Source organism: Clostridium sp. K04 (genome assembly GCF_019734375.1).
In the GTDB taxonomy this organism is placed as follows: domain Bacteria; phylum Bacillota; class Clostridia; order Clostridiales; family Clostridiaceae; genus Clostridium; species Clostridium saudiense.
This window is the reverse complement of sequence record NZ_JAASHD010000009.1, coordinates 16,589-30,815: the sequence shown is the minus strand read 5'-3', so window position 1 is coordinate 30,815 and position 14,227 is coordinate 16,589. Positions and strand designations below refer to the sequence as shown.

Below are 14,227 nucleotides of genomic sequence, written 5' to 3'. Positions count from 1 at the left end.
ATTTATCTACTTATAAAATTTTATTTTATTAATTAATTCATCAACATCCTTAATTGCACTCATATTTTCTAACTCTCCATCTTCTAAACTATTAAATTTTGATAACTCAAAAAGAAATTTATCTAATTTCAATAAAATCTCCTCATTATCTTCTATAGAATCTTTCACAAAAAATATATATTCATCAAACATATCTTTTTTCTGCTCTTCTATTTTTCCATTAAGTTTCCCATTTTTAATGTCCTTTTTTATTTTTTCATATTCTTGTTCATCAAAAATATTTATTTTATTGATAACACTCTTTATATTTATATAAAAAACATCTCTTACTTCAGTTATTGTCTTTTTAAATTTTATATAACTCATTTCATTTACAGTAAATTTTTGCAATAGTATATCATCTATTTTTTCTTGCTTTTTGTCCATTCTTTCTATTTGTTCTAATAAAATATCAATATCCTTTGAAAAAACTCTTTTACTGCTATTCTCCTTTAATGCTTCTATGTAATCTTCACTATCATCTAATTTAGAAATATCAATTTCATTATCTTCTTTTATTAATATTTTGTAATTTCCAATAATGAAAATAATAAAGCTCATTATGATTATTGTTATACCTATTGATGTTTGAAATATATTAATAAAATCTATTTTAATATTAAATAATCCTGGTGAAAAAATAATAATATTAAGCATTACAATTGCAATATTCAATCCTAGTAATGAACTTATTCTTTTAACCTTCAAATTGCAACACCTCTTTTTTTCGTTTTTTATATTAAAATATATTCTCTTTTATGCGTGAATATTTATTTTTATAAAAAAACTCTACTCTAAAAATAATTGCCCTCTTTATGATTTCAAATAATATTTATAATTTTTATAAATATGCTTATCTAAAAACAAAAAAGTCCTATATTAAGGCTTAACTTATATTCAACCTTAATATAGAACTTAATTTTTTATCTAAATGCAGATGGAGATATCCCGTAATACTTTTTAAATAATTTACTAAAATGATACGCATCATTATATCCAACTCTTTGAGCTACCACTTTAATAGGAATACTTTTATCTTTTAGTAAATCTTCTGCTTTTGATAATCTTATTTTAATTAAATGATTTATTGGAGAATCTCCAATCTCTTCCTTAAATATCTTTGAAATATAAACAGGACTTAAATACATATTCTTAGATATCTTGTCCAATGAAATATCACACATATAATTTTCATTCATATAATCAATAATTTCCCTAACTATATTTTGTTTTTCAGATGATTGAAATGAACAATTATATTCATCTTCCTGCTTTTCTTCGCTTTCAAATTCCCTACATAAAATAATCAACAATTTCATTACTAAAGATTTAAGTAATAATGGATATCCCACCCTTTTCATTTTTTCCTCTTTAATAATTTCATCACAGCACTTTAAAAATTCATTTTCATATTTTTTTAATTTTATTACAGGGCCTACTCCTTTATTATCTATGTAATTCTCTCTTATATCACTCAATTTAAAATTATGAACACCTATGTGCAATTGAGTATATTTAGAATACTCACCAGGTGTCTCCATATGATATAATCCTGGATTTGAAATTAATACTTCCCCTTTTTTTATCGTATAATTATTACCATCAATACAATAGTCAGCTACTCCAGATGTTACTATTGACAACTCTAAAAAATCATGACAGTGATACTTAAATTCCCAATGATTATCACTTCCATTTAAACTTGCTTGAAAAGCAAATAATACTTCTGGATTATATTCCTCTGTTCCTCTACCCCATTCAAACATTTCTTTCTCCTTGTCTCATAAACTTCATTATAATTATAACTTTATATAATAATATACATCAATAGTTTAAGATATCACATTTCATTTTTATACCTAAAATTATAATCTATATAAGGAAATTATATTGAATAAAAACGGAGGTAACTGTTATGGAAAGTTTAAAATGGATAATGGGGTATTTAAAATACCACATTCCCAAATACAGTATTGCATTAATTTTAGTATTAATAACTTCACTATTAAGTATGATTAATCCTTTCCTAGCTGGAGATATAGTTGATAGGGTTTTAAATGGAAATGAAAAGAATATATTAATTCCTATTCTAATCATTATGCTAGTTGTTGTTGTAATAAAAGGAATACTTACTTATACGTATCAAATGATTTTTGAAAGAGTATCACAAGACATACTTCTTAATATTCGTAAAGATTTATATTCTAAATTATTAAAATTAGATTTTGACTATTATAATAATACCAAAACTGGTGATATTATGGCTAGAATGACTGGTGATACCGATGCACTTCGTCATTTTATAGCATGGGTTGTATATAATATTTTATCAAATTTAAGCGTATTTATATTTGCAATTATTTCAATGGCTATTGTAAGTCTCCCTTTAACTCTATTTATGCTTGCTATTTGTCCTATAATTGCAATAATAACTATAAAAATGGGAGTTCAAATTTCTCCTACTTTTTATAATATAAGAGAAGCTTATTCAAGGCTTAATTCTGTTACTCAAGAAAATATAAGTGGTAATAGAGTTGTAAAAGCCTTTAGTAGAGAAGATTATGAAATAGAAAAATTTAATAAAGAAAATTTGAATTATAAAGAAAAAAATATGGATACTACCAAAATTATAGGTAAATATATGCCTGTATTAGAATACTTATCAAGCTTTTTATCAATAATAATGATACTGGTTGGAGGTATTTTAGTAATTAATAAATCTATGACATTAGGTGATTTAGTCATATTTAATGGATTACTTTGGGCATTAAATAACCCTATGAGAATGGCTGGATATTTAATTAATGATACAGAAAGATTCATAGCTTCTTCAATTAAAATAAGGGAATTATTAAATACAGAATCAAATATTAAAAGCTCTAAAGCTCCTGTTAAATCAGAAAGAATTCATGGTGATATTTTATTTGATAACGTTTCTTTCAACTATGGAGATACTGCAGCCCTAAAAAATGTTTCTTTTGAAGCTAAGTGCGGACAAACTATTGGAATAATAGGGCCTACTGGAGCTGGTAAATCTACTTTAGTAAATTTAATTTGTAGATTTTATGATGCAACAGAAGGTGAAGTTTTAATTGATTATACACCAATAAAGAATATAGATATCAAGCAATTGAGATCTTCAATAGGAATGGCAATGCAGGATATATTTTTATTTTCAGATACCATTGAAGGTAATATAGCTTATGGTAACCCATCAGTATCTCTAGATAAAGTTAAAGATATTGCTAAGCTTTCAGAAGCACATGGATTTATCTCTGAAATGCCTGAAGGTTATGACACAATTATTGGTGAAAGAGGTGTAGGTTTATCAGGTGGACAAAGACAAAGAATATCTTTAGCTAGAGCCTTAATAACTAATCCTTCAATATTAATCTTGGATGATACAACCTCTGCTGTTGATATGGAAACAGAATTTAAAATTCAAAAAGAAGTTAATTTAAATAATCCAAATAGAACTAATTTTATAATTGCTCACAGAATATCTTCCGTTAAGTCTGCTGATTTAATATTAGTTCTTGATAATGGTCGAATTATTGAAAGTGGCACACATGATTCATTAGTTAATAATAAAGGATACTACTATGAAGTATATAAGACTCAGTTTGGAGACTTTAATTTATCTAAGGAGGTAATATAAATGGCTAGAAATAAATATGATATTGATGAAGAGTTACAAGAAGGTTTTAACTTCTCTCATCTTAAGAGACTTACAAAGTATATGAAACCATATAAAAATAAAATTACTATATCAGTTGTATTAATGTTAATTTCAAGCTTTGTTTCACTTCTTGGGCCCTACTTAATAAAAATAGCTTTAGATGATATTATACCATCTGGTAATCTAATAAATTTAATAATTTTATCACTCATTTATGCATTATCACTTATATTAGTTAGTGCTTTTATGAAGCAACGTATACTTACAATGGGTGAGGTTGGACAAGATATTCTTGTAGATATGAGAAATGATTTATTTGTTAATTTGCAAACTCTTCCATTTAGTTATTACGATAGTAGACCTCACGGAAAGATTTTAGTAAGAGTTGTGAATTATATTAATTCATTAAGCGATTTATTGTCTAATGGATTTGTTAATTTAATTGCTGATACTGTAACTCTTTTAATTACTATTATATTTATGTTTTGTTTAGATTATAAACTTGCATTAGTTAGCTTAATTGGTTTACCAGTTTTAATTGCTGTTATGATGTCTCTAAAAAAAGCACAAAGACTTGCTAATCAAAAACTAAGTTCTAAACAATCTAATATGAATGCCTATGTACATGAAAGTATAAATGGAATTAAAGTAACACAATCATTTTCTCGTGAAGAAGAAAATATGAAAATTTATGAGGATGTTTGTAAACAATATAGTGATTCTTGGATTGATTCAGTTAAATTAAATTTCTTGGTTTGGCCATCTATAGATATTATTTCGGTTGCTTCTATTTCTTTAATTTATTTATTTGGTATTTTAATATTTGATTCATCAATCAAGGTAGGGGTACTAGTAGCATTTATCGGATATGTGTGGAGATTTTGGGCTCCTATAACTAATATAGGTAACTTTTATAATACAATAATAAATGCTATGGCTTATTTAGAAAGAATCTTCGAAACAATGGATGAAAAACCATTAATACATGATGAACCTAATGCAAAAATTCTTCCTTCAATTGAAGGTCATGTTGAATTTAAAAATGTAACTTTTATGTATGAAGAAGATAATCCTATATTAAAAAATATTGATATGAACATTAATAGTGGTGAATCTATAGCTCTAGTTGGGCCTACTGGAGCAGGTAAAAGTACTATTGTAAGCTTAATAAGCAGATTTTATGATATTAATGAAGGTGAAATTTTAATTGATGGTATTAATATTAAAGACGTAACTTTAAAATCTCTTAGACAACAAATGGGTATTATGCTTCAAGATTCATTTATCTTCTCCGGAACTATAATGGATAATATTCGTTATGGTAAGCTTGATGCAACTGATGAAGAAGTTATTGAAGCTGCTAAAATAGTACAGGCTCATGAATTTATAATGGAATTTGAAAATGGATATTACACTGAAGTTAATGAAAGAGGTTCAAGGCTTTCTGTTGGCCAAAGACAACTTATATCATTTGCAAGAGCATTACTAGCTAATCCTAGAATCCTAATATTAGATGAAGCAACTTCTAGTATAGATACTCAAACAGAACTTCTGCTTCAAAAAGGATTAGATGAATTATTAAAAGGAAGAACTTCCTTTATAATTGCTCATAGATTATCTACAATTAAAAATTCTTCAAGAATAATGTATATAGATGACGGACGTATTGTTGAATGTGGTACTCATGATGAATTAATGTCATTAAAAGGACATTATTACAACCTTTATCAATCACAATATGCTCTTTTAAAAGAAGCAATTTAAAGATAGTTAATAGTGATAAGTTAATAGTTAATGAATAAATTTAGCTTGAGCTGAATTTAGGAGAAATACATTTTAGAAACTCCATAAGGAGTTTCTACCTTAACTCTTAACTATTAACTATTAACTATTAACTCTTAACTAAATCAGTGTATTATTAATTTTACTCCAAAATATCCAAAGGATATCAAAACGGTATTCCATATGCTAATTCCGAGTGATGAGTATAATACAAACCCCCAAAAATCTGTTCGAACAACTCCTGATACTAATGATATTAATGTTCTTATTACCGGTATTAATCTACAAATAAAAACCGCTTTATTACCATACTTTTTAGAATAGCTTAATATCTCTTTAGTATATTTTTCGGTTTTAGGTGCTTTTTTATTAAACCATTCTAGAATCGGAGTTCCTATGTAATAACCTATGATATAAAAAGCTATACTTCCAAACACAGCAGCAGCTATAGATATTAAAATTACTAGAAATAAACTATTTTTTGTTTCTGCTACAAAAGCTCCTATTGTAGGCATAACTACTGTAGCAGGAACACCTGGACAATTTAGATGTTCTAAAAAAATAACTATAAATAAAAAAATAAGTCCATATTTAGAAAAATACTCTAATACAATGCTAGTCCCCATTACATACTCTCCTCTTTATTGGAGTTTTTAAATAATTATTATATTAATATGTTAACTTTCTACCATATATACTTAGAATATTTTATTTTGAACTGTAATTATAAATTTTTTCTTAATTATTTTATGTTATCGATTTCACGTTGTTGGAATATTTATATATTAGTTGTATAATAATCTATGATTTAATAGTAAATTAACTTTTTTTTACAAATATTTAACTTTAAAACAATCATAGGGGGATTTTTATATGAAACTTTCTTTTACCGAGCAGTCGAAACGCTCATTTTTGAAATTTTTATTTGCTCCATTAATTATTAACTTTATTATTGAGCTTTGTAGTAGAAGAAACCTACTAGATACTTTTGGATATATCTTTGGTTCTCCATTAGTATTTTTATATAATTCATTAATTATTTTATCAACTTTATCAATAGTACTATTATTTAAGAGAAGAACTTTCTTCTTCACATTAATTACAACTATTTGGATTGGTTTTGGTGTGACAAATGGTATTATATTAAGTAATAGAGTTACACCATTTACAGCAACTGACTTAACTCTTGCAGAATTTGGACTAGGTATTATTTCTAAATACTTATCTCCTTTCATGACAAGCTTAATTAGTGTTTTCTTAATAGTATTAGTAATAGGAATTGTAATTTTATTTTTCAAAGGACCAAAATTTAAAGAAAAAATTAATTATAAAAGAAATATTTTAATTGTTGCTGCAGCATGGACAATTTTATTTGGATCAACTAAGCTTGCAATAACTACAAATGTTATATCTTCTTATTTTGGTAATATTGCATTTGCATATTTAGATTATGGTTTTCCTTATTGTTTTGCAAATACTTTATTTAACACAGGTATTGATAAACCTAATGATTACTCAGAAGAAAAAATGGCAGCTATTTCGGATTTAATTACTACTAAAGATACAACTAATGTTGCTACTACAACTGAAACTAATAATGATGATATTTTATTAGCTAGTACTGAAGGTGGATTAAATCAAGATGAAACTGAGAAAAAACCTAATATAGTTATGGTGCAATTAGAATCATTCTTTGATCCAACACTAGTGAATTTTTTAGAATTTTCTCAAGATCCAGTTCCTAACTTTAGAAGTCTTATGGAAAACTATCCATCTGGATACGTAACAGTTCCATCTGTTGGTGCTGGTACAGCAAATACTGAATTTGAAGTTCTTACTGGAATGAGCCTAAAGTTCTTTGGACCTGGTGAATATCCTTATAAAACTATTCTTCAAGAAAGTACTGCTGAAAGTATAAATTATGACTTAAAAGATTTAGGTTATTCAACTCATGCTATTCATAATAATAAAGGTACATTCTATAATAGAAATTTTGTATTTTCACAATTAGGATTTGATACTTTTACTTCACTAGAATATATGGAAGTTGAAGAATTTACTGCAAAGGATTGGGCAAAAGACTTTTATTTAACTGATGAAATATTAAAATCGCTTGACTCTACAGATGGTTCAGATTTCGTTTATACAATTTCTGTACAAGCCCATGGTGATTATCCTAAAGAGCAAGTATTAGAAAATCCAATAATTACAGTTGGTGGTTTACCTGATGAAGGAACTACTAATGCATTTACTTACTATATAAATCAACTTTACGAAGTAGACCAATTTATAGGTCAATTAACAGAAGCTCTTTCTCAAAGAGATGAAGATACTGTATTAGTATTATTTGGGGATCATTTACCTACTCTTGGATTTAAAGATGAAGATTTAGATAATGGTTCTATATTCCAAACTGAATATGTTGTATGGAGTAACTTTGATCTTGAAAGAGAAGATGAAGATTTAACAGCTTACCAATTAACAGCTTCAGTATTAGACAGCTTAAATATTGATAGTGGTGTTTTAACTAAATTCCACAACCAATTTAAAGATTCAGAAGATTACCTATCTGATTTAAAATTATTACAATATGATATGCTATATGGTGAAAAATATATTTACGGTGGTGAAAATCCATTTATAGCTACAGATTTAAAGATGGGTACTTATGATATTACTATAACTAATGTTTATGAAGAAGATGGTAACTTAATAGTAAAAGGTGAAAACTTCAATAAATACAGTAAAATTTATATCAATGAGCAATATACAAAAACTGTTTTTGTTGATGAAAACACATTAATGGCACAAAATATTACCTTAGAACCTGATTCATCAATCGTTGTAACTCAACGTACTAGTGGTGGTGGAAAATTAGGTTCTACAAATACTTTTACTTATACAGTTGATGATGGAGATGTAATTGAAGTTCAATAATATAATTTTAGGGATGTATCAAAATATTTTGATACATCCCTATTTTATTTTTATTATAAACCAGATTCCTCTTTTAATACCTTTAATTCTTCTTCAGTTATATTTCTCCATGTTCCATACTCAATATCATCTAATTTAATATTCATTATTCTTATTCTCTCAAGCTTAATTACCGTATATCCAAAAGCTTTAGTCATTCTTCTTATTTGCTTATTTAAGCCTTGAGTTAAAATTATTTTAAAAGTATTATTATTTATTTTTTCAACTTTACATGGCCTAGTAATTACATCTCCTATGTCAACTCCATCTGCCATTTTTCTGATAAAATCATTATCAAAATCCTTATCAACCGTAACTACATACTCTTTTTCATGTAAATTATCTGACTCTAATATTTTATTTGCAAGTACACCATCATTAGTCATTATTATTAATCCTTGAGATTCCTTATCCAATCTTCCAACAGGAAATATATATTGATCATAATTCATATAGCTAATTATATTATCTTTAACTTCTTCAGCAGCTGTACAAGTTACCCCTACTGGCTTATTTAATACTATATAAACCTTATCCTTAGACTTAACTTTTTGTCCATCTAAAAATATTTCATCTTCCTCTTCTACCCATTGCCCAGGCTCACATAAAACACCATTAACTACAACTCTTTTTTCTTCAATTAATCTATTAGTTTCTCTTCTAGAGCAAATACCCAAATTACTGAAAAGTTTATTTATTCTCATTAATTAATCTAATCCTTCCTAAATTTATCTTACGACTTATAACACTATTATAAATAATACCTATGCTTAAATAAAATGACAAGTAAAATAAAAGATAGTAACTATAATCTTATATACATAATAATTACACATTCACAATATTATTTATCCTAATATCTATAAAAAAAGTGGCTTTCGCCACACAATATAATAAATAGGTAAAAGTTAAAATATACAGATAAAACACTATTTTATCTTTTTTAGCCTTTACCTATTCTTATTATCTATTGTCCATTGCCTTTTCCCTATTATAAGGTTCTGCATGAATATTAATTTCTTTTATATAACTCAAATTAGCTATTATATTTTTCTCTAAATTATCAGCAATTTCATGTGCTTCTTCTAAACTTTTAGATTTATCAATAAAAATACTCATATCAATATAAGCAACTGACCCATATTTTCTTGATTTAAAATCCTTAATTCCATAGATTTTATCATCAGTACTTATTATATCTTCAATCTTAACTATATCCCTTTTATTAATCGAACTATCCATTAATTCTGCACATGCTGATTTCAAAATATCTATACCAACCTTAACAACAACTATAGCAACTATAATAGATGCAATTGGATCTAATACCTTAAACCCTAGCATTGCACCTCCTATCCCAATAAACGCAGCTATAGAAGATAATGCATCCGATCTATGATGCCATGCATCAGCCTTTAACGAAGAAGAGTTAATCTTATTTGCTACTCTTATAGTAATTTGATATTGATACTCCTTAACACCTATTGAAATTAAAGCTACTATAAGTGGTAAAACACTAGGCACTTCAATTGTATTAATATTAAACAATTCAATAGCTCCATTATATCCTATTTCTAAGGCCACAATTATAAGTACCGCTGCTAAAATAAATGATACTAAACTTTCAGCTTTCTCATGACCATATTGATGTTCTTCATCCCTTGGTTTTCTAGAAATTTTGTTACCTATAAGAATACCAATTGAAGTTATAATATCAGAAGCTGAATGTAGCCCATCTGCAATTATTGCAGATGAATTTCCAATAAATCCAGCTACTATCTTCATTATTGTTAATCCTATATTAAGTAAAATCGATAATATTGTTACCTTATTCGATTCATCATATCTATTCTTCATTGTTATCACTCCATTATCATTTGATAGAATTATTATATGTTTTACATCCATAAGTGTACACATTTTCTCTTTGTTAATTATTATCAATTGATAATTAAACAGCTTCATTGATATCAAAAAATTACAAGGAGTAATTAATTACTCCTTGCACTATTTTTAATATACAAACTCTAAATTTTCTTTTATATTAAAGAAATCTGAATAATCTATATCAAATAATGGTTTTTTAACCTTTGATACATTAATATTTTCCTTAATCAATTGAGTTAAAACTCCTGCATATGATAAATCACCTTGAATTATTGCCCCATAAATACATCCATCTTTATAAATTATCTTTTTATAATCATCTCCATTTTTATCTATAACTTCTTCATAACTATCATCTGGCTTATTTACAACTCCAAGGGACATAGTTGGAAGTCCTAAAAAACTCATAGTATTTTTACTTCCAAAGAAATCATTCATAAATGCAACTTTTCCACTCATATTACTTGCAGCTATAATGCCTTCCTTAACAGCTGTTGGCCAAATAGGATTTCTTCCACTTATATCCCCAGCTGCATATACATCTTTTGCATCAGTTTCTCCCTTTTCATTTATTATTACTCCAAACTTATCGCAGGTTACTGAAGTTCCCTCTAAAAATTTAACATTTGATCTAACACCAGTACAAGCTATTACAAGCTCACATGGTATCTCTTCTCCTGTATTAAGCCTTAATGCTACTGGATTTTTATTATCATCTACTATTAATTTTTCAGCTTTTACACCAAATTTTAAATTTACTCCCCTATCTTCAAGAAGTCTTTCATATCTATTTGCTGCATATTTATCTAATTGAAGTGGAAGTATTCTATCTCCCATTTCAACAAGTGATAAGTTTATATCATAATCAATTATTCCAGCTAAAGCATCTATACCAACTAATCCTCCACCTAAAACAACAACATTCTTAACTTTATTTGCAACTTCTTTTATTTTAAGAGCATCTTCTAAATCTCTAAGTCCTACAACATTATTAGCTTCCCTTAAATTTTCTATTGGTGGTATAAATGAATATGCCCCTGTTGCTAATAATATTTTTTCATACTTAATTTCTTGCCCATCATCTAAAGTCACACTATGCTCTTCAGGCTTTATTTTAGTTACTTCTTTTCCTTTAATCCATTTTATATTGTATTTATCAAAAAATTCTCTTGGAGTAAAATCTAAATCTTCTACGGTTCTTCTTCCATCTAAATAATGATGTAAAATACATCTAGAATAAACATGTTCATCTTTTGAAATTAAAATAATTTCTGCATCTTTATTATATTCTCTTAAAGTTCTAGCACCATTAATTCCTGCTGCTGAAGCTCCTACTACTACATATGCCATTAATCCTCTTCTACCTCCTCTAATGTTAAAGCTGCCATTGGACATCTTGCTACACATTGTGGATAATTTTCCTCTGTTGACCTACACATATCACATTTCATTACTTCCTTATCTGTTGCACTATCCATCTTTAATACTCCATAAGGACATGCCATTATACACATAAAACAACTAGCACATCTTGATTTATCATATAAAACTAATCCTGTTTCATCATCCCTTCTCATTGCACCAGTCATACAAGTATAAACACACTCCGGCTTAGAACAATGCCTACAATATATTGGAGCATATCTTCCCTCACTATTGATAGTAATTCTACCTCTTGTATCACCACCATGTGCAACTTTACAAGCAGTAGTGCATGTTAAACATCCTATACATTTTTTTCTATCTATTTTTATTCTCTTCATATCTCTCACCTAGCCAATCTTTTCTATTTTTACAGGTACATATTTAAAGTTAGGTTCTTTTGAATATGTGTCAAATATTGAAGGCAAAAGTGAATTGGCTTCTATATAGTGCATAGGTGCATAAATTTGATTTTTCTTAACAGTTCTTGATAGCTTAACAAGGAAATCATTACTTATTCCATTTGGAGAAGATATTCTAACTATATCATTTTCCTTAATATTTAATTCTTCTGCTAATTCATTATTAATATTTACGTAACCTCTATGAGGCACAATTGCACTTACATCATTTATTTCACGTGTTCTTGTTTGTGTATGCCATTGGCCTACTGTTCCTCTTCCAGTATTAAATAAATAAGGATATTCTTCGCTTGGTTCTATTGGTACTTGCGCTACATCTTCATACATAAACTTTGCCTTTTTACTAGGTGTAAAATATTTATTATCTTCAAATAATCTTCTTTCATCTTCTTTAATTTCTTCACCTTTTCTACAAGGCCATTGTACTCCTCTAGAATCCTTTAAAGAATCATAATCTACACCAGTAATATCACATGGCATTCCTTTTGAACACTCTTTCATTAACTCAAAAGCCTCTCTAGGAGTTTTCCATTTATCTAGAAGTTTACCCATTCCTAAAGCCTTCCCTACTCCAAGCATAATATCATAATCTGTTAATTCATTATCCTTCTTTTTAAGTACTGGGTTTAATTTTGATAATCTTCTTTCTGTATTTATTATTACGCCTTCTTTTTTTAATCCATTTGCTGAAGGTAATAATAAATCACAGTAATGAGCTGTTTCAGTATCAGCATAAATATCTTCTACTACCAAAAAGTCTATCTTTTCAGCAGCTTTTTTAAACTCTAAATTATTAATCCATGAACTTAATGGATTAGTTGCAACAACCCATAAAGCCCTTATTTCTCCCGAATTTATTTTATCTATAATTACGTTATAAGGTAAAGTTGGCTTTGTAGGTAGCATTTCTTCATCCATATCTAACACTTCTGCTATACGCTTTCTTCTTGCTGGATCGCTATACTCTCCACCGCCATAAAATCCTGTTGTATTGCTAAATAATCTTGATCCCATTGCATTACATTGCCCTGTAATTGAATTAGCCCCTGTTCCTACTCTACCTATATTTCCTGTCATTAATGCGATATTTATTATTGCTTGAGCATTTCTTACTGCTTGATATCCTTGATTTATTCCCATAGTCCACCAAAGTGATACTCTTTCACCTTCATGAATTATTTTTGCAAGCTCTAACATCCTCGCACTAGATATTCCTGTTTGGTCTTCTACCTTATCTAAAGTAAAATCTTTTACCTGTTCTTTAAAGCCTTCAAAATCCTCAGTATACTTTTCTATGTACTCTTTATCAATCCAATCTTTTTCTATTAATATATTTGCTAAAGTGTATAAAAATGTTAAATCACTCTTAGGTTTTATATCATACCAAATATCACAATTTGTTACTGTTTCTGATCTTCTTGGATCAACTGCAATAAGTTTAGCATTACGTTTATTCTTTCTTACTCTACTCCAAAGAATTGGATGACATACTACTGGATTGGACCCTATTAATATAATTACATCTGATTCTTCTAAATCTTTTAATGTGTATGGTGGTGCATCAAAACCAAAACTTTGTTTATATGCTACTACTGATGTTGCCATACAAAGTCTAGTATTACCATCTCCATTTCCACCTAAAAAGTTTCTTCCTATATGTCCAATTAGGGCCATTTCTTCTGTTGCTAATTGTCCTGTACTTATAAATGTAAAGCTTTCTTTTCCATATTTACTTTGAATATCTAAAACTCTATCTGCAAAAAGTTTAAATGCTTCATCCCATGAAATTTGTTTCATAAGTCCATCTTCACCTCTCATTAGAGGTAATACAGGATTGTGAACTTTTGTATTTTGCTTATCTAAGTTTAACCCCTTTGTACAGCAAAAACCTTCATTTACCGGATAATCTTTTGTAGGGACAACTTTTTTTATTTCATCATCTTCTACATGAAAATCTAGATTGCATGCTATAGAGCAATAGTTACAAGTTGATCTTATTACTTCCATTTAAAACACTCCT

At 27.7% G+C, this 14,227-nt stretch carries 11 protein-coding genes; 3 read left to right on the top strand and 8 right to left on the bottom strand.

Features of this window, described 5'->3' with window-relative positions; genetic code table 11:
• Positions 1–6 precede the first annotated feature (6 nt).
• A complete protein-coding gene (locus HCG70_RS05380) occupies positions 7–747 on the bottom strand; it encodes a hypothetical protein (protein ID WP_042398019.1) in 741 nt (246 codons plus the stop codon).
• A gap of 215 nt (positions 748–962) precedes the next feature.
• Positions 963–1,805 (bottom strand): AraC family transcriptional regulator, encoded by an 843-nt coding sequence (locus HCG70_RS05375; protein ID WP_221697542.1) that lies wholly within the window; start codon positions 1,803–1,805, stop codon positions 963–965.
• Positions 1,806–1,954: 149 nt separating this feature from the next.
• Between HCG70_RS05375 and HCG70_RS05370 the strand changes: the two genes are divergently transcribed.
• Together HCG70_RS05370 and HCG70_RS05365 are read left to right on the top strand one after the other, a co-directional pair.
• A complete protein-coding gene (locus HCG70_RS05370; protein WP_221697541.1) occupies positions 1,955–3,697 on the top strand; it encodes an ABC transporter ATP-binding protein in 1,743 nt (580 codons plus the stop codon).
• Positions 3,698–5,482 (top strand): ABC transporter ATP-binding protein, encoded by a 1,785-nt coding sequence (locus tag HCG70_RS05365; protein WP_195953720.1) that lies wholly within the window; start codon positions 3,698–3,700, stop codon positions 5,480–5,482.
• Between the two features lie 143 nt (positions 5,483–5,625).
• On the opposite strand, the gene HCG70_RS05360 is transcribed toward HCG70_RS05365, so the two are convergent.
• On the bottom strand, positions 5,626–6,126 hold the full coding sequence (locus HCG70_RS05360) for a DedA family protein (protein WP_042398009.1): 501 nt from the start codon (positions 6,124–6,126) through the stop codon (positions 5,626–5,628).
• A gap of 247 nt (positions 6,127–6,373) precedes the next feature.
• Between HCG70_RS05360 and HCG70_RS05355 the strand changes: the two genes are divergently transcribed.
• Positions 6,374–8,437, top strand: coding sequence for an alkaline phosphatase family protein (locus HCG70_RS05355; protein WP_055291644.1), 2,064 nt, complete (start codon positions 6,374–6,376; stop codon positions 8,435–8,437).
• A gap of 53 nt (positions 8,438–8,490) precedes the next feature.
• On the opposite strand, the gene HCG70_RS05350 is transcribed toward HCG70_RS05355, so the two are convergent.
• The 5 genes from HCG70_RS05350 to HCG70_RS05330 all read right to left on the bottom strand — a co-directional run bounded on the left by HCG70_RS05350 (position 8,491) and on the right by HCG70_RS05330 (position 14,214).
• Complete coding sequence (locus HCG70_RS05350) at positions 8,491–9,180, bottom strand: pseudouridine synthase (RefSeq protein WP_042398005.1); 690 nt, start codon at positions 9,178–9,180, stop codon at positions 8,491–8,493.
• A 259-nt stretch (positions 9,181–9,439) separates the two neighbouring features.
• Positions 9,440–10,333 carry a cation diffusion facilitator family transporter gene (locus HCG70_RS05345; RefSeq protein WP_055291645.1) on the bottom strand — a complete coding sequence of 298 codons (894 nt, stop codon included), beginning with the start codon at positions 10,331–10,333 and terminating at the stop codon, positions 9,440–9,442.
• Positions 10,334–10,489: 156 nt separating this feature from the next.
• A complete protein-coding gene (locus tag HCG70_RS05340; RefSeq protein ID WP_042398001.1) occupies positions 10,490–11,713 on the bottom strand; it encodes an NAD(P)/FAD-dependent oxidoreductase in 1,224 nt (407 codons plus the stop codon).
• Positions 11,713–12,126 carry a 4Fe-4S dicluster domain-containing protein gene (locus tag HCG70_RS05335; protein ID WP_042397998.1) on the bottom strand — a complete coding sequence of 138 codons (414 nt, stop codon included), beginning with the start codon at positions 12,124–12,126 and terminating at the stop codon, positions 11,713–11,715. The genes HCG70_RS05340 and HCG70_RS05335 overlap by 1 nt, the downstream gene beginning before the upstream one ends.
• 9 nt (positions 12,127–12,135) lie before the next feature.
• The gene (locus tag HCG70_RS05330) at positions 12,136–14,214 is read right to left on the bottom strand and encodes a molybdopterin oxidoreductase family protein (RefSeq protein ID WP_221697540.1); all 2,079 of its coding nucleotides are present in this window, start codon (positions 14,212–14,214) and stop codon (positions 12,136–12,138) included.
• Between the last annotated feature and the right edge of the window lie 13 nt (positions 14,215–14,227).